Source organism: Vitreoscilla filiformis (genome assembly GCF_002222655.1).
In the GTDB taxonomy this organism is placed as follows: domain Bacteria; phylum Pseudomonadota; class Gammaproteobacteria; order Burkholderiales; family Burkholderiaceae_C; genus Ideonella; species Ideonella filiformis.
The window spans coordinates 1,924,995-1,941,206 of record NZ_CP022423.1 but is presented as its reverse complement, the minus strand read 5'-3'; the positions used below and the strand labels follow the sequence as shown (position 1 = coordinate 1,941,206).

General features: G+C 66.8%; 18 protein-coding genes. 2 read left to right on the top strand and 16 right to left on the bottom strand.

Annotated elements, in window-relative coordinates; all coding sequences use genetic code 11:
- The first annotated feature begins 4 nt into the window (after window positions 1-4).
- Together ntrC and VITFI_RS09225 are read left to right on the top strand one after the other, a co-directional pair.
- Window positions 5-1,564, top strand: coding sequence for a nitrogen regulation protein NR(I) (gene ntrC / locus VITFI_RS09230; protein WP_089416705.1), 1,560 nt, complete (start codon window positions 5-7; stop codon window positions 1,562-1,564).
- A 125-nt stretch (window positions 1,565-1,689) separates the two neighbouring features.
- Entirely contained in the window at window positions 1,690-3,504 is a 1,815-nt protein-coding gene (locus VITFI_RS09225) for an aminopeptidase P family protein (protein ID WP_408645611.1), read from the top strand.
- Window positions 3,505-3,611: 107 nt separating this feature from the next.
- On the opposite strand, the gene hypE is transcribed toward VITFI_RS09225, so the two are convergent.
- The 16 genes from hypE to VITFI_RS09145 all read right to left on the bottom strand — a co-directional run bounded on the left by hypE (window position 3,612) and on the right by VITFI_RS09145 (window position 16,210).
- Entirely contained in the window at window positions 3,612-4,670 is a 1,059-nt protein-coding gene (gene hypE / locus VITFI_RS09220) for a hydrogenase expression/formation protein HypE (protein ID WP_089416703.1), read from the bottom strand.
- The gene (hypD, locus tag VITFI_RS09215; protein WP_089416702.1) at window positions 4,667-5,806 is read right to left on the bottom strand and encodes a hydrogenase formation protein HypD; all 1,140 of its coding nucleotides are present in this window, start codon (window positions 5,804-5,806) and stop codon (window positions 4,667-4,669) included. The genes hypE and hypD overlap by 4 nt, the downstream gene beginning before the upstream one ends.
- Window positions 5,803-6,042, bottom strand: a complete 240-nt coding sequence (locus VITFI_RS09210) for a HypC/HybG/HupF family hydrogenase formation chaperone (protein ID WP_089416701.1) — start codon at window positions 6,040-6,042, stop codon at window positions 5,803-5,805. Before VITFI_RS09210 ends, hypD begins: the two co-directional genes overlap by 4 nt.
- A gap of 12 nt (window positions 6,043-6,054) precedes the next feature.
- Window positions 6,055-7,344, bottom strand: coding sequence for a Kae1-like domain-containing protein (locus tag VITFI_RS18665; protein ID WP_089416700.1), 1,290 nt, complete (start codon window positions 7,342-7,344; stop codon window positions 6,055-6,057).
- The gene (gene hypB / locus VITFI_RS09200) at window positions 7,341-8,243 is read right to left on the bottom strand and encodes a hydrogenase nickel incorporation protein HypB (protein ID WP_089416699.1); all 903 of its coding nucleotides are present in this window, start codon (window positions 8,241-8,243) and stop codon (window positions 7,341-7,343) included. The genes VITFI_RS18665 and hypB overlap by 4 nt, the downstream gene beginning before the upstream one ends.
- Window positions 8,244-8,271: 28 nt before the next feature.
- Entirely contained in the window at window positions 8,272-8,637 is a 366-nt protein-coding gene (locus VITFI_RS09195) for a hydrogenase maturation nickel metallochaperone HypA/HybF (protein ID WP_089416698.1), read from the bottom strand.
- Window positions 8,630-9,823: a hydrogenase formation protein gene (locus VITFI_RS09190; protein ID WP_157725626.1), complete on the bottom strand. Its 1,194-nt coding sequence runs from the start codon at window positions 9,821-9,823 to the stop codon at window positions 8,630-8,632. Before VITFI_RS09190 ends, VITFI_RS09195 begins: the two co-directional genes overlap by 8 nt.
- Entirely contained in the window at window positions 9,820-10,362 is a 543-nt protein-coding gene (gene hybE / locus VITFI_RS09185; protein ID WP_089416696.1) for a [NiFe]-hydrogenase assembly chaperone HybE, read from the bottom strand. The genes VITFI_RS09190 and hybE overlap by 4 nt, the downstream gene beginning before the upstream one ends.
- Window positions 10,363-10,366: 4 nt before the next feature.
- Entirely contained in the window at window positions 10,367-10,597 is a 231-nt protein-coding gene (locus VITFI_RS09180) for a rubredoxin (RefSeq protein ID WP_089416695.1), read from the bottom strand.
- Window positions 10,594-11,538, bottom strand: coding sequence for a hydrogenase expression/formation protein (locus tag VITFI_RS09175; protein WP_089416694.1), 945 nt, complete (start codon window positions 11,536-11,538; stop codon window positions 10,594-10,596). Before VITFI_RS09175 ends, VITFI_RS09180 begins: the two co-directional genes overlap by 4 nt.
- 18 nt (window positions 11,539-11,556) lie before the next feature.
- The gene (locus tag VITFI_RS09170) at window positions 11,557-11,985 is read right to left on the bottom strand and encodes a thioredoxin domain-containing protein (RefSeq protein ID WP_089416693.1); all 429 of its coding nucleotides are present in this window, start codon (window positions 11,983-11,985) and stop codon (window positions 11,557-11,559) included.
- Between the two features lie 180 nt (window positions 11,986-12,165).
- Window positions 12,166-12,474, bottom strand: coding sequence for a HypC/HybG/HupF family hydrogenase formation chaperone (locus VITFI_RS09165; RefSeq protein ID WP_089416692.1), 309 nt, complete (start codon window positions 12,472-12,474; stop codon window positions 12,166-12,168).
- 6 nt (window positions 12,475-12,480) lie between these two features.
- Window positions 12,481-13,176 carry a HyaD/HybD family hydrogenase maturation endopeptidase gene (locus VITFI_RS09160; protein WP_089416691.1) on the bottom strand — a complete coding sequence of 232 codons (696 nt, stop codon included), beginning with the start codon at window positions 13,174-13,176 and terminating at the stop codon, window positions 12,481-12,483.
- A gap of 28 nt (window positions 13,177-13,204) precedes the next feature.
- Window positions 13,205-13,582, bottom strand: a complete 378-nt coding sequence (locus VITFI_RS09155) for a HigA family addiction module antitoxin (protein ID WP_089418065.1) — start codon at window positions 13,580-13,582, stop codon at window positions 13,205-13,207.
- 20 nt (window positions 13,583-13,602) lie between these two features.
- Window positions 13,603-14,334 (bottom strand): Ni/Fe-hydrogenase, b-type cytochrome subunit, encoded by a 732-nt coding sequence (gene cybH, locus VITFI_RS09150; protein WP_089416690.1) that lies wholly within the window; start codon window positions 14,332-14,334, stop codon window positions 13,603-13,605.
- Window positions 14,335-14,350: 16 nt separating this feature from the next.
- Window positions 14,351-16,210, bottom strand: a complete 1,860-nt coding sequence (locus tag VITFI_RS09145; protein ID WP_089416689.1) for a nickel-dependent hydrogenase large subunit — start codon at window positions 16,208-16,210, stop codon at window positions 14,351-14,353.
- Window positions 16,211-16,212: the final 2 nt, after the last annotated feature.

The following is a 16,212-nucleotide window of genomic DNA, read 5'->3' as shown; positions in this document are numbered from 1 at the left end:
CTGCATGAAACCCATCTGGATCGTTGACGACGACCAATCCATCCGCTTCGTGCTGGAAAAGGCGCTGGCACGCGAGCAGCTCGCCGTGCGCAGTTTTTCCAACCCGCGCGAGGTGCTCGCCGCCCTGGCCGACGATGAGCCGCAGGTGCTGGTGAGTGACATCCGCATGCCTGGCGGCTCTGGGCTTGACCTGCTGAGCAAGGTCAAGGAACGCGCACCCAACCTGCCCGTCATCATCATGACGGCGTATTCGGACTTGGACAGCGCCGTCTCGGCCTTCCAAGGCGGTGCGTTCGAATACCTGCCCAAGCCTTTCGATCTGACCAAAGCGGTGGAGCTGATCCGCCGTGCGGTGGATGAGAGCGTGCGCGAAGAGGTCAACGACGAGCGCAACGCCCCGGCCCCGGAAATCCTCGGCCAAGCCCCGGCGATGCAGGACGTGTTCCGCGCCATCGGTCGCCTAAGCCAGAGCAATGTGACGGTGTTGATCACCGGCGAATCCGGCTCCGGCAAAGAGCTGGTGGCCCGCGCACTGCACCGCCACAGCCCGCGTGGGGATCACGGCAGCAACGGCCCGTTCATCGCCATCAACACCGCTGCGATTCCGAAAGACTTGCTGGAAAGCGAACTGTTCGGCCATGAGCGCGGCGCCTTCACCGGCGCGCAAACCATGCGCCGGGGCCGCTTTGAGCAGGCCGACGGCGGCACGCTGTTCCTCGACGAAATCGGCGACATGCCGTTCGATCTGCAAACCCGGCTGCTGCGGGTGCTGTCGGACGGGCAGTTTTACCGCGTCGGCGGCCACCAGCCGCTGAAAGCCAATGTGCGGGTGATTGCCGCCACGCATCAGAACTTGGAAGAGCGCGTGCGCCACGGTGCGTTCCGCGAGGACTTGTTCCACCGCCTCAACGTCATCCGCCTGCGCCTGCCGCCGCTGCGGGAACGCTCGGAGGACATCCCCGCCCTGGCGCGCTTTTTCCTGCAAAAAAGCGCCAAAGAGCTGGGCGTCGAGCCCAAGCGCATCACCGAAGAAGCGCTGGATCGGCTCAAGGTGTTCAGTTTCCCCGGCAATGTGCGCCAACTGGAAAACGTCTGCCATTGGCTGACGGTGATGGCGCCGGCCCAAGTCATCGAACCCAAAGACTTGCCGCCCGAGCTGCTCGGCCCCATCACCCCGCCCAGCCCAGCGCCGCTGTCGGCCCCGCCAGCGCATGGGATGGGCATGGTCGAGCCGCCCCGGCCAGCGCCCACGCCGTTGCCGTCTTATGCTCCCGCCGCGCCGATGGTGGCGGAGGCCGCACCGTTCGCCGCGCCCCATCCGACAGCGGCGCCCACGGGCGGCGAACCGAGCTGGTTGGCCGATTTGGAGCACATCGCCCGCCAGATGCTGGACGCCAACGCGCCCGAGATTTGGGACAGCCTGACGACGCGCCAGTTCGAGGCCCGCCTCATCACCACCGCGCTGGCCAGCACGCGGGGGCGGCGCATTGAGGCCGCCCAAAAACTGGGCATTGGCCGCAACACCATCACGCGCAAAATCCAGGAGCTGGGTCTGGACGATTGACCGGCGCCGCTCGCCCCGGCGTGGGGCTTCCTAGAATCGGTTCGGCCTGCCCGTGGACGTGTTCCACTCGGCAGGCCGATTTTTTTGGCTGGAGTTGTCGAATGAAGGTTGTGAATGCGACGGGGGTGACCCCGGTGGTCGAGCGTTTGGCGTCCCTGCGTGCGGCCCTGCGGCAGCACGGGCTGGACGGCGTGCTGATTCCCTCCAGCGATCCCCACCTCTCCGAGTACCTGCCCGCGCATTGGCAGGGGCGCGAGTGGTTCAGCGGTTTCACCGGCTCGATGGGCACGCTGGTGGTCACGGCCACTGAAGCCGCTTTGTTCGCCGACAGCCGCTACTGGGTGCAAGCCGAAACCGAGTTGGCGGGCAGTGGCATCGATTTGGTGAAGGTCGCCACAGCGGCGCCGGTGCATCACCTGGATTGGATCGTCGCGCACCTCTCGCCCGGCCAATGTTTGGGGGTGGATGGCCACTGCCTCGGGCTGGCCTCCGCCCAGGCGCTGCGCACCCGCTGCACGGCAGCCGGCCTGACCCTGCGCACCGATCTCGACCCACTCGCCAGCGCCTGGCCCGAGCGCCCGCCCCTGCCGCAAGCGTCGGTGCGGGCGCTGCCACTGGCGCAAGCCACGGTGTCCCGCCCCGACAAACTGGCCGCGCTGCGCCAGCAACTCGCACAGCACGGCGCGACGCACCATCTGGTGTCCACTGTGGACGACATCGCTTGGCTGACCAACCTGCGCGGCGCGGACGTGGATTACAACCCGGTGTTCTTGTCCCACCTGCTCATCGGCCCGGCAGCGGCCACGCTGTTCATCGCCCCGGGCAAGATCGCCCCCACGTTGGCCGACAGCCTCGCCGCCGACGGGTTCACGCTGGCCGACTACACCCAGGCCGCCGCCACGCTGGCGCAACTGCCGCCCGACGCGGTGCTGCTGCTCGACCCTCGGCGCGTCACCCTTGGGTTGCGGGAGGCCGTGCCGGCGGCGGTGCGCGTGATCGAAGCCATCAACCCCAGTGTGTTCAGCAAGAGCCGCAAAACGCCGGAGCAAGCGGCCTTGCTGCGCCGCGCCATGATCGAAGATGGCGTGGCGATGTGTGCGTTTTACGCTCGGTTCGAAGCCGCCCTGGCACGCGGCGAAGCCCTCACCGAGCTGACCGTGGACGATTGGATGACGCAAGAGCGCGCCCGGCGCCCCGGTTTCCAAGGGTTGAGTTTCCCGACCATCGCTGGCTTCAACGCCAATGGCGCCATGCCGCACTACCGGGCTTTGCCGACTTCCTATGCCGCTCTGGACGGGACGGGCCTGCTGCTGATCGACTCCGGCGCGCACTACCAAGCCGACGGGGTGTGCGGCACGACGGACATCACCCGCGTCTGGGCCATCGGCGAGGTCAGTGATGCGCAGCGCCGCGACTGCACCCGCGTGCTGCAAGGGACGCTGGCGCTGAGCCGGGCGCAGTTTCCCCAAGGCACGCTGGCCCCGATGCTGGATGCCCTGGCCCGTGCGCCGCTGTGGGCGGCAGGGCTGGATTACGGCCATGGCACGGGGCACGGCGTGGGTTATTTCCTCAACGTGCATGAGGGGCCGCAATCCATCAGCAAAACCCAGCCCGAAGCGCACATGGCCATGCAGCCGGGCATGGTGACATCGATTGAGCCGGGGTTGTATCGGCCGGGGCAATGGGGGGTTCGCATCGAAAATTTGGTGTTGAACGTCCCGGCGCCCGTGCAAGAAGCGGGGGACGAGTTCGGCACTTTCCTCGGCTTTGAAACGCTGACGCTGTGCCCGATCGACACGCGCTGCCTCGATCTGGCGCTGTTGCAACCGGCAGAACGGGCGTGGCTGAATGCCTACCACGCCACGGTGCGCGAGCGGCTGGCGCCGCATTTGGAGGACGCCGGGCTGGCATGGTTGTTGGCGCGCACTGAGGCGGTGTGATCGTTTTCGGTGAACCGCACCGGCGCCTCGTCGATGGAGGTGGGGAGCTTATCGCAGTACGCCCCCTCTCCCCTCGTGGGAGAGGGCCGGGGAGAGGGGGGCGCCCCTCAACAAATTCTCGGCAACGGCTCTCCCGCCAGCCAATCCACCACCCGCATCCCGCCCAGCGCGGTTTTCATCTGCACGAACTGGTGTTCGTCGGCCTGAACGACGCCGATGCACGCCGCGTCCCGCCCCAACGGATGGGCGCGTAGCGCCGCCAGCGCCGCCTCGGCCACCTCGGGTGCGACGATGGCGATGAGCTTGCCCTCGTTGGCGATGTACAGCGCATCCAACCCCAGCAGCTCACAAGCGGCGGCCACTTGCGGTTTCATCGGGATGGCGGCTTCATCCAGCAACACACCGACGCCCGATTGGGCGGCAATCTCGTTCAACGTCGTGGCCAGGCCGCCGCGTGTCGGGTCACGCAGCGTGCGCACGCTGCCTTCGGGCACGGCGGCCAGCAGCGCGGCCACCAGGGTGTGCAACGCAGCGGTGTCCGACTCGATCGCGGTTTCAAACGCCAGCGATTCACGCTGCGACAGCACCGCCACGCCGTGATCGCCGATGCTGCCGGACACCAGCACCACATCCCCAGCCCGCGCCAACGCGCCGCCAATCTGCCGCCCCGGCGGCAGCGCGCCTACGCCCGTGGTGCTGATGAACACCCCGTCGCCCTTGCCCTGCTCCACCACCTTGGTGTCCCCGGTGACGATGGGCACGCCCGCCTCCCGCGCGGCAGCCGCCATCGATTCGACGATGCGCCGCAAATCAGCCAGCGCAAACCCTTCTTCGATGATGAAACTGGCGCTCAGGTAGAGCGGCACCGCACCCAGCATCGCCACATCGTTCACCGTGCCGTGAACGCTCAGGCAACCAATATCGCCACCGGGAAAGAAGAGCGGCGAAATGACGTGCGCGTCCGTCGCCATCACCAGCGCATGGCCAGCGGGTGGCGCGGGCAGTTGTGCCCCGTCGTTGCCTTGGCGCAGAAACGGGTTGTCAAACGCCGGGGCGAACAGCTCGCTGATGAGCTGGGCACTGGCCCGGCCACCGGCGCCGTGGTTCATGTCGATGCGGCCGGTTTTGAAGTCCAGCGGGCGTTGGTAGTGTTTTTTCATGCTCATGCCGCCACCACGGGAATGTCGCGGAATCGCCCGTAGGCGTAATGCGCCGCGCAGGCGCCTTCGCTCGACACCATGCACGACCCCATCGGGTTCTCCGGCGTGCAGACGGTGCCGAACAGCTTGCAATCCGTGGGCACCTTGCGCCCGCGCAGGATTTCGCCGCAGGCGCATTGTTTGTGATCCGGCACGCCTTGGTAGCAGAGGCCGAAACGCACCTCGGCATCGAACTCGGCGTAAGCGGGGCGGATGCGCAAGGCGCTGTCCGGCACTTCGCCCAGGCCGCGCCACTCGAACACTTCGCGGTGCTCGAACACCTCGTCCATCACGGCTTGGGCGGCGCGGTTGCCGTCGGCGCTGACGGCGCGGGTGAACTCGTTTTCCACCTCGGCACGGCCCTCGTTCACCTGGCGCACCAGCATGAGGATGGACTGCATCACGTCCAGCGGCTCAAAGCCCGAAATCACCACCGGCTTCTGGTAACCCAGCGCAAACGGCACATAGGGCGCGTAACCGATGACGATGCTCACATGCGCCGGGCCAATGAAACCATCCAGCGGCACATCGCCCGCCGGCCCGACGCCCGGGCCTTGCAGGATGTGGGTGATGGCCGCCGGCGTCAGCACATGGCAGCACAGCACGCTGAAGTTTTTCAGCCCTTCCGCCTTGGCTTGGCGCAGCACCAGCGCGGTGGGCGGCGTGGTGGTCTCGAACCCGATGGCGAAGAACACCACTTCACGCACCGGGTTAGCGCGGGCCACTTTGAGCGCATCGGCGGCGGAATACACCATGCGGATGTCCGCGCCGCGTGCCTTGGCTTTCATCATCGAAAGGCCGCCCGAAGCGGGTACGCGCAACGTGTCGCCATAGGTGCAGACAATGGCGCCGCGCTCCAGCGCGAGGTGGATCGCCTGATCGATGCGCCCGATGGGCAGCACACACACCGGGCAGCCGGGGCCGTGGATCATGCGCACGCTGGCGGGCAGCAGCTCGGCCAAACCGTAGCGGGCGATGGCGTGGGTGTGGCCGCCGCAGAACTCCATGAAGTGGTAACGCCGCTGCGGCTGCACCTCGGCAGCGATCTTGGCGGCGAGGTTGCGCGCCAGGGCGGCGTCGCGGAACTCGTCCACGTACTTCATGCTTGATCCTCGGCGGCTTGGCTGGCGGCCAGTTCGGCGAACAGGGCGAGGGTGCGCTCGGCTTCCTCGGCGTCCACCGTGCCGATGGCGTGGCCAACATGGACGATGACGTAATCCCCCGGCTGGGCTTCGGGCGTGAGCGCGCCACTCACGCTTTTGCGGATGCCGCCCAGGTCGATGAGCAGTTGGTCATCCGCGCTGCGTTCAATGACGCGGGCAGGCAGGGCAAGACACATTTCAAACCTCGTTCAAGTTGAAGCCAGCACGGCAGCGGCCACCCAGGCTTGGCCCAGGGCCAAACCGGCGTCGCCGCAGCTCAGGGTGTTCGGGCGATGCACCTGCAAACCCGCCGCCCGCAGCCGCGCCGTGAGCCAGCGGCTCAACAGCGCATTGAAAAAACAACCACCGCCCAGCACCACGGTGCTGAGATTGCGCTGCTGCGCGGCGCTCACCGTGGCGTGGGCCAAGGCGGCTGCCAAGTGGTAATGAAAGCGGGCGGCGCCCTCGCCGGCTTGGGTCGGGTCGAGTTGCGGCACCAGCGCCAGCAGGGCGGCGAGGGTTTCTGGCTGGAAGGGTTGGGGGGTTGGTGCGGACGCCCCCTCTCCCCGGCCCTCTCCCACGAGGGGAGAGGGAGAAATACCACCGTCACCACCGTCAAAGCCCCTCTCCCCTTGTGGGAGAGGGGTTGGGGAGAGGGGTGTTCGCCCCCAAGGTTCATCCAACCCCGGATGCGCCGCCAGCCACTCGGTCGCGCAACGCTCCAGCGCAATGGCAGCTTCAGCCTCAAACCGCTGGCGCAAGTTCAGCCCCAACAAACCGGCTGCCGCGTCAAACCAGCGACCCGCAGCGGTGGTCGGAGGGCAGTTCAGGCCCCGCGCCAGCATCTGCGCCACCAGCCGGGCGGCTTGCGTGGCCTGGGCTGTTGAGGTGCCAGGCTGCGTCGCCAGCATCCGGCCCAGGCGCGGCTCGATCTGCTCGGCGTAACCAGCGGCGTGCAAGGCGGCGGCGGCCATGCGCCAAGGCTCACGCGCCGCCACGTCGCCACCGGGCAGGGCCAGCGCGGGCAGGTGTGCCAGGCGTTGCCACGCCGCGCCACCCGCTGCCAAGTGCAACAGTTCACCGCCCCAGGCGCTGCCGTCGGTGCCCAGACCGACGCCATCCAGCGCCAGCCCCAGCACCTCCCCCAAACCCTGCTCGGCCTGCACCACGGCGATGTGCGCTTGGTGATGCTGCACCGCCACGGCGGGCACGCCCAGGCGTTCGGCCAGTTGGTGGGCCAGGCGAGTGGAGTGGAAATCCGGGTGCAGATCGTGTGCCACGGCTTGCACCGGGCCGCTGGCCTGCGCCAACAGGCGTTCCAGCGAGGCTTCCAATGCTACGCAGGCGTCGGGCGTGCTCAAGTCGCCATGCTCGGTAGACCACAGCACCTCGTCGCCTTGCAGCAAACAGGCGGTGTTCTTCAGAAAAGCACCACAAGCCAGCACCCGCGCCGGGGCGGGCTGGGGCAAGCGCGTGCGCGCCAAGGCAGCCACATTCACGCGGCTTGCTCCTGCGGGTGCAAAAGCCAATCCAGCCAGGCGTCCATGCCCGTGCCCTTGGTGGCGGACACCAGCAACACCTCGATGCCCGGGTTCACACGCTGGGCATATTCGATGCACTTGGGCACGTCGAAATCCAGGTAGGGCAGCAAATCGACCTTGTTCAGAATCATGAGCCGGGCGGCGGCGAACATGTCCGGGTACTTCAGTGGTTTGTCCTCACCCTCGGTCACCGAGAGGATGGCCACTTTGCCGGCCTCGCCCAAATCCCACATCGCCGGGCAAACGAGGTTGCCGACGTTTTCGATGAACAGCAGCGACTCAGCGTGCGTGTGTGGAGGCACATGGTCATGTTCATGCCCGTGGCTGTGATCGGGCGCGTGGTCATGCCCATGGCCGTGGGTGTGCTCATGCGTGTGATGGGCGTGCGCGTGCAAGTCCAGCCGGGCGAAGGCGTCGGCCACCATTTGCGCGTCGAGGTGGCAGCCTTTGCCGGTGTTCACCTGAATGGCCGGGGTGCCGGTGGCGCGGATGCGGTCGGCATCGTTGGAGGTTTGTTGATCGCCTTCAATCACCGCCACGGGTAGCGCCGGGGCGTGTTCCTTCAGAGCGCGCAACGTGGCGCACAGCAGCGTGGTTTTGCCGGAACCGGGGCTGGAAACGAGGTTGTAGGCCGTCACGCCATGCGCGGCGAAATGGGCACGGTTGGCAGCGGCGATCTGGTTGTTGGCGCCCAGCACATCGGTTTCCAGCTTGATGGCACGTGCTTGGCCCATGCCCGGCACCGACACCCGCGCCGAGCCCGCGCCATAGTGCAAATCGCCGGTGGTGGCGTTCACCGCCACATGTTCGTGAACCTCACCCGCCGCCGTGGTGGAACAACCGCAAACAACACACATACAGGTCTCCTCAAATTCGTCGGGCAAGTCAAGTGGCAGGGGCCACCGGGTCATCATGAACCAGCAGCTCGGTCACGCGCAGTTCGGTGCCGCCGGTGGGTTGGAGTTGGTAGCCGCCGCAATGCGGGCAGGCGTCGGTGCGGCTGACGATGGGCACGCTCAACGCGCACTTCATGCACCAGGCTTGGCCAGGCGGCTCGTCGATCTCGATGCGGGCGCCTTGCAAGCAGGTGTCATGCACCATTGATTCCAGGGCGAAGCGCAGAGCGTGTACGTCCACGCCACTCAGGGCGCCCGCTTCCAGGCGCAGCAAACTCACGCGGGTGAAGCGCTCGCGCTCGGCGGCGTCTTCCACCACGCGCAGGATGCCGCCGGCCAAACTCAATTCATGCATGTGGGTCTCCTCGGTGCGCCCCCTCTCCCCGACCCTCTCCCACCCGGGGAGAGGGAGGTTCGATGTCAAACGCAACACACGGGTCGAAGGCTACCGCGAGGCGGCGGGCGGCAGCATCCAGCGCAGGCGGCGCACTGTCGGGCAAACGCCGCAGCGCCTGCGCCAACACGCCTTCAGGGTGAAAATTCCACTCGGTCGGCGCCAGGACGTGGCAGCTTCGCACCGTGTCGGCAGCATCCAATTGGACGCGATGCACCAGCAGGCCGCGTGCCATTTCCGTCCACGCCAGGCCGGTGCGCTCGCCCAGCGCCAGCGCACCGTGGGCCAGCCACGCCTCGCCCCCAACGCTCCCAACGCTCGAAGCGCCCGCTTCCACCGCCAAGCGCAGCACCTCCACCAAACGCGCCAGCAGCCGATCCCACGCGCTGCGCGCCGGGCAGCGCAGCGGGTCGGCGTGGCGGCTCCAGGGGCCAGTGTCGGGCACTTCAGCTTGCCAATGGGGTTGGGCGCAGAAGCCCGGTTCGGCCATCTGGCGCGCCAGCATCGGCAGGGTGATGGGGGCCGCGTCGCCCAGCAGATCGAGCGCCAGGGCCGGTGTCGTCAAGGCTTGCAGGGCGGCGTGTTGGCTGTGCAGCAGGCGCGCCAAGGGGCTGCGGTGGTGCGCGGCCCAACGCGGCGACCAGGTGGTGGGGGCGTCCTCGTGGGCGCGCAGCCAGTCGGCGACGGGTTGGCCGAGCCACTTTTGCGCCAGCCAATCCGGCAGATCGGCAAGGCGGTCGGCCACGGGCAAATCTTCCCGCCAAACCGGGCAGGCACGCAGCAGCAAGGCCACATCGGGCTGTGGCGCGGCGCCGGGCAACAGGTGCGGCCAATCGTGGCTGATGCGCAAGATGTGCTCGCGCAGCGTGGCCAAGCGGTGGCGTTGCACGTCCTGCGCGGCAGCGGCGCTGCCCTGCCCTTGCGCAGCGGCGATGGCGCGGCGGCTCGTCCAGTGGTGCGCGTGGCCGCACAGGGTGAAGACACTGGCCAGCAGCGTCGGCAACTGCTCGGCGCGGCGGCCAGCGGAGAGGCGCGGCACCCAGTCGGGCCGGGTGCTGTGCAGCGTGGTTCGGCCAGGTTGCGCCGGGCCGGGGCAGATGCGCACGCGGCCAGCCAGGGCGTGGGCGTCGAACATCGGCGCACTCACCGGCGACCCTCCGCTGACACGGCAGAACGGCCAAACAAAAAACCGCGCCGCGCAGGCACCGGCTCCGGTGTTGGGGCCGGGGTTCGCAGCACGCGCAGCACTTCGGCACCGGTGGCCACGGCGGCGGCGTGGTCGGCAAACTCGAACATGGGCGAGAACAGCGAACAGCACTCGAACGCGCCCAGCTCACCCACTTGGGCGTCGCCCTCGCTGGCGCCGAGGAATTCAAAATGCTGCCCGCCCAACTCACGCCGACCGCTGTGGCCACTGGCCAGCCAGCCGCGTTCCACCGCCTGCATTGGGGTGAGTGCGACCAGCGGCAGACGCAGCAGGTTCATGAACCACGGTGTGATGAGCACCCCACTGGCCCAGGCGGGCGCGCCCTCGCCTTCATCCGGCGTGGGCGCGTGCAGCTCAAAACCCAAGGCTTGCACCGTCAAACCCGGATGCAACAGCGGCACACCGCGCATCCGCTCCTCAACGATTTGGCGGAAGTGCTGTTCGAGCCGCGCCACGCGACGGGCCAAGGCGGTGTTCATGGCGTCATGCTCCCACGACCATGAATTGGTCGGCATCCCCATCGCACTGCGGGCAGCGCCAGTGCGCGGGCAGGTCAGCAAACGGCGTGCCGGGCGGGATTTGCCATTGCGCGTCGCCCTCTGCCGGGTCGTACACCCACCAGCAAATTTTGCATTCGAGCTGGGTGTCCGGCGCCAAGCGCGAGCGGTCGCCCAGGTAGCTGCCTTCAAAGCGCGGGGCGGGGGTGTCGTTCATTGGGCGCCCTCCATACCACCCACCCAGGCCAGCACTTCGGTGAGGCGCTCGGCGGAGTCGGCCAAATCTTCGGGCGCGGCGCAGGCCACTTCGGGCACGCTCACCACTTCCACCGAATTCAAAATCACCGTGTCCTGCGAGTTGTAGTAAACGACGCGCCAGGTGTTCGGCACCCGCGTGCTGCTGATGCGGCAGTTGCCGTAACCCCGCGACAGAATGAGCACGCGGCCAGTACCGAGTTGGGCGTCAATGAAACCGATGTCCAACGGCGTGAGCGGCAACAAGGTGAGGTTGACCACCTGTGCGGGCTGGCCAGCGCGCCAGTGTTGGCGGTGTTCTTCCAGCTCGGTGAGCACGGCGGGGGCATTCATCACTTGGGCGGGCACGGGCAGCGTCGGCGGCGCGGTGCGGCCATCTTCTCGCGCAGCCGCCACCAAGGCGGTGGGCAGCGCGCCGACTTCGATGCAGTCCAGCACCGCGCCATCGGCCTGCGTCGCCATCACGCGCCACACGCCGGCAAACACCGACTCTTGCACGCGCACCAGCGCCTCGCCCGCCGGTTCGCCCGGCAACGCGGGGCGGGCCAGCACCTGGGCGCTGACTTCGCCTTCTCCCAACACTTGGTTGATGAGCTGCAAATCCTCGGCGCTCAAACCGGCCAGGTTGATGCGGCATTCATCCGGCAGTGCCGTACCCGCTGCCTGGGCGGCCACCACCGCTTGCAGCACGTCCAAGGTTTGGCGCAGAGCGGACACCGCGCCGTTGTGCCCGGCCAGCTCCTCCGGCTCGGGCAGGCGCGGTGCTTGGTAGGTGGCCATGCCGCTGGGCATGTGAAGGTATTCCAAACCGTCATCCATCGGCTGGGCGCCGGGGCCGAGGGCCACCACGGGAATGGGGAAAGGTTTGCCGGTGCCGAACAAGGCGTCGAGATCGCGGGACATGGCGGGGGTCTCCAAAAATCAGTGGCAGGCCGGGGCGGCGGCGTTGGCCATCAAGGCGATGGGCGGGCGGCCACCGGGCTGGGCCAGCACATCGGCGACGCGGGCGAGGTAGTCCGTCCAATCCAACATGCCGGGGATGCAGCCGAGGTACAGGCCATCGCGCACAAACACCAGCGAGGGCCAGCGCTGCACGCCCCAGCGACGCGCCAGCGCGTCTTCGTCGGCCCGGCAGACGGTGCCCAGGCTGAAACGTCCGCCAAAGGCTTTTTGCAGCTCGGGCAGCACGACGGCCACGTCCAGCACTTCGTTGAAGCGCACCGGGTCACCGCTGAAGAACAGCACCTGTTCACCGCCTTGGGCGATGAAGGCGTCGTGAGTGGCGAGGGTGAGCCAGGTGGCGTTGAATTGGTCGGCCAGGCGGTGGATGAGGGGGTGTTCGGTGGTCATGGGAGGCTTTTAAGGGGTGTTTTCAAAGGGGGGCGTGGTGGGACGGGTTTCCCCTCTCCCCCGGCCCCTCTCCCACAAGGGGAGAGGGGAGCAAGACGGCGGTTCGCGCATGGCGGCTGGCACAGCAAAGCCCCTCTCCCCTCGTGGGAGAGGGGTTGGGGAGAGGGGCAACGCGCAACATCACCCCCCCGTCAAGCGCGCCAACTCCTGCGCGCTCATCGCCGACGGCAACACAAACCCCGGATCCGCCTCAACGCCCGGCCACTGGCCGCTCATCGCCTCCGCCAACAAATCCAGCGCGGCGTTCACCTCGGCAGCACGTTCCGGGGTGAGGCACTCACGCGCACCATCCAAAAACACCAGCAGCCAATCCCCCGGCGCAGGCTCGCCGACCAGGGCGGTGTTCACCTCGCGGGTTTCGCCGCGCCCGCTCACCACAGCGTGGCCGGGACGGGTGCTTTGCACTTGCATGGGCAGTCCGATGCACATCGCTCGTCACTCCTGCACGCGGTGTTCGGGAATCAAAAAACGCTCATCGCCGACGCGGCACGCCACGCTGGCAGCAGGCCGGCCCGATTCATACGCCGCCAACGCCAGCGTCGGCACATTCACGCGCTCGGCTTCGGCGGGCGGGGTGTCACGCGGCTGCGGGTTGGCGCCCCAGGCGCGCAGGCGCTCCAACGCCAGCGCCAGCGCGTCCTGCATCGCCGCTTTGACGATGGGGCGCAAGCTGCCGCCGAAGTCCTCCAACTCCGCCGGCTGGCAGCCGATCAACAGCACCTCCAGCGGGTAATGGCCGGTGAGCTGCGCCAGCATCAACACTTCCTGAAAACCCGTCTGGTGCAAGCTCATCTTCTTGGCGCCGAGGAAACGCGGCACCTCGTCGTTTTCCACTTGCTTGAGCGTGCCGGGCGCCAGGTCGTAGTCGATGGCATCGAGGATCAGCAGCTTCTTGGCCTCTTGCACATGCTGAATCAGGTAGAGGCCCTGCGTGCCGCCGTCCACCAGCCGCACGTTCGGGGCGAAGTGCCAACCCGCATCCAGCGCTTCGACGCAGCGCACGCCAAAGCCTTCATCGGCCCAGAGCACGTTGCCGATGCCCAGCACGACGATGGTGTTGTCATCGACGGGGCTGCCGGCCCCACTGTTACCAGGGTCGTGACACTCGGTTTCGGGGGCAACAAGGCTCATGGTGGCGTCGTCTCAAAAAAAGGGGAGGTCAGGCCGCCTCGGCGGCGGCGCAGGTGCGCGGCGCGGGCGGCAACACGCCACCGCAACGCAAGGCTTGGCGACGCAGCGCACGCCAAGCGTGGTAGCAATCCCACTGGGCTTGCAGGTGCAACCAGAAATCGGCGCCCGTGCCAAACGCCAGGGCGCAGCGCAAAGCGGTGTCCGGTGACATGGCGCGGTGCCCCATCACCAACTCGTTCACCCGCCGACGCGACACGCCCAGCAGCTCGGCTGCACGCGTCTGGTTGATGGCCAGCGGGACGAGGTACTGCCGCTCCAGAAATCGCCCCGGATGCACCGGCGCCCGCAGCGGCACGCCCGCAGGCGGCGCACTGAGCGAGGGCAGACGCAACGGGACGGTGCTCATGGCAGCGGCAGCCTCGGTGCTCACTTCTTGAAGGTGCGGTAGCCGGAGATCATCGTGCTGACGATGCTCTGGCGGCCCATGATGTCCTCGCGGATCGCGGCATAGACGTGCAGCGTCACGAAAATCACCATGCCCCACATGCCCAGGCGGTGCCAAGTGTGAACATCTTGGCTCTGGCCGAACAGCGGGATCACCCAGCCGAACAGGTGGTCAGCCCACGAGCCCACGCCCAAGCCTTCGCCATACATGGCAAAGCCGGTGCAGATCATGAAAATGCTGAACAGGAAGTAGCCGCAGAACATCGCCAGCCGCGCCATCGGGTTGTGGCCGACGTACTGGCTGGGCTGCGGAATCAGAAAGGCGTACCACTTCAACATGGTGACGACTTCCTTCCAATACGCTGGGCTGAACACCGGCAAGGTGAACAGCTCACGCGCATGGTGGTTGCCCACAAACGCCCAGTAAATGCGCCCCAGCAACCCGATGGTGAGCAAATACGCCGACGCAAAGTGCGCAAAGCGGATGTAGCCCATCACGAAATGGTCGCTGGCTTCGCCGGGCATGGTCGGCAGCGGTTGGCCGATGAAGTAACCAGTGACGGCCAGCACGGTGATCGCCAGCGCGTTCACCCAGTGCCAGGCCCGCACCGGCGCCTCGTAGACGTACACCGATTTGGTGGTGGCACCGTGCTCGACGGCTTCCGGGTCGGTGCCCGTGGCGTCGTGCAGCTTGTCAAGCGGGGTGGCAGACATGGCAGCCCTCCTTGTTTCAGCGCACCTTGACGGTGGTGAGTTCCGCGCCGTCTTCGCTCATGACGTGCGTGGAGCACGCCAAGCACGGGTCGAACGAATGCAGCGTGCGCAGGATTTCCACCGGCTGCTCCGGGTTGACCATCGGCGTGTTCAGCAAGCTGGCCTCGAAGGCGCCGATCTGGCCCTTGTGGTCACGCGGGCTGCCGTTCCAAGTGGTGGGCACGACGCATTGGTAGTTGTCGATCTTGCCGTCCTTGATCTTGATCCAGTGCGCCAGCGCACCACGCGGCGCGGCGTTGATGCCCACGCCCTTGGCCTCCTTCGGCCAGGTGCTCGGATCCCATTTTTCGACGTTGGCCGTGGCGGTGTCACCCGCCTTGATGTTGCCGATGAGGTCGGCGTAATCGTCCAGCATCAGCTCGGCGGCGTATTGGCCTTCCAAGCAGCGCGCCAGCGTGCGACCGATGGTGGTGGGCAGCAATTGCTTGAGCGTGAACTCGGTTTCCGGCAGGCCCAGCGCCTTGGGGATGCCGCTGTTGATCATCTGCGCCGCGAACTCCAGTTGTTCTTTCGGGCGCTGGGCGTACTTGTTGCCCTTCTTGGCGTGTGCGTAGGCCAGGATGTAACGCGGCAGCGGCCCCACTTCCACGGCATGACCCCGCCAGCGCGGCGCCTTGATCCACGAATACTTGGCGGACTCGTCCAGTTGCTCGATGGCGGTTTTCGTGCCCTTGAAGTTCGGGCCTTCGGGTTTGAAGTTCGGCTCGGTGACCCCATCCCAGGGGTGCAGGCCCTTGGTTTCGTCGGCGTACTTGTACCAACTGTGGGTCACGAATTCTTGGATTTGCTCCGGGTCACGCACGTCCACGGCGTGGATCTCATCCCAGTTACCGCCGATGATGGCGCCACCGGGCAGTTGATCCGTGCTGCGGTCGTAACTCACCTTGGTGAAGGTGCCGTAATCCATCACGTTGGTGGCCGCCAGGCCACCGCCGTAAAGCCAGCCAGCGTGCTTGTACAGCGTGCCGATGGCCAGCACATCGGGCAGATAAACGTTCTTCACAAACTCGTTCATCTCGTCGATGCGGGCCTTGATGAAGTTCAGGCGCTCCATGTTGATCGGTGCCCCGGCGGCGCCGTTGCCATCGATGTTGATGGCGCAGGGCATCCCGCCCACCAAGAAGTTCGGGTGCGGGTTCTTGCCACCAATGATGGTGTGGATCTTCACCCAATCTTTTTGCAGATCGAGCGCTTCTAGGTAGTGCGCCACCGCCATCAGGTTGGCTTCGGCGGGCAGCACATAGGCTTTGGAGCCCCAATAGCCGTTCATGAAGGGGCCGAGCTGGCCGGATTCGACGAACTTCTTCAGGCGGTTCTGGATGTCGCGGAAGTAACCCGGCGATGACAGCCCGTGCGACGGCGAGACGAGCTGTTGCAGCTCGCTGGTTTTTTTCGGGTCGGCCTTGAGTGCTGAGACCACGTCCACCCAATCCAGCGCGTGCAGGTGGTAGAAGTGAACGACGTGGTCATGCACTTGCAGCGTCTTGTCGAACAGCTCGCGCAGCAGGTGGGCGTTCTTCGGAATCTGGATGCCCAGCGCGTCTTCCACGGCGCGCACGCTGGTCAGGGCGTGCGTGCCGGTACACACGCCGCAGATGCGCTCCACAAACGCCCAAGCGTCGCGTGGATCGCGGCCTTTCAAAATCACTTCCAAGCCGCGCCACATCGTGCCGGTGGACACGGCGTTGCGGATGATGTTGTCCTTGTCGACGTTCACCTCGCAGCGCATGTGCCCTTCGATGCGGGTGACGGGGTCGACGACGATGCGCCGACCCGAGTTATCGAGCTTGAAGCCCTGGGTTTCGATCACGCCCATGG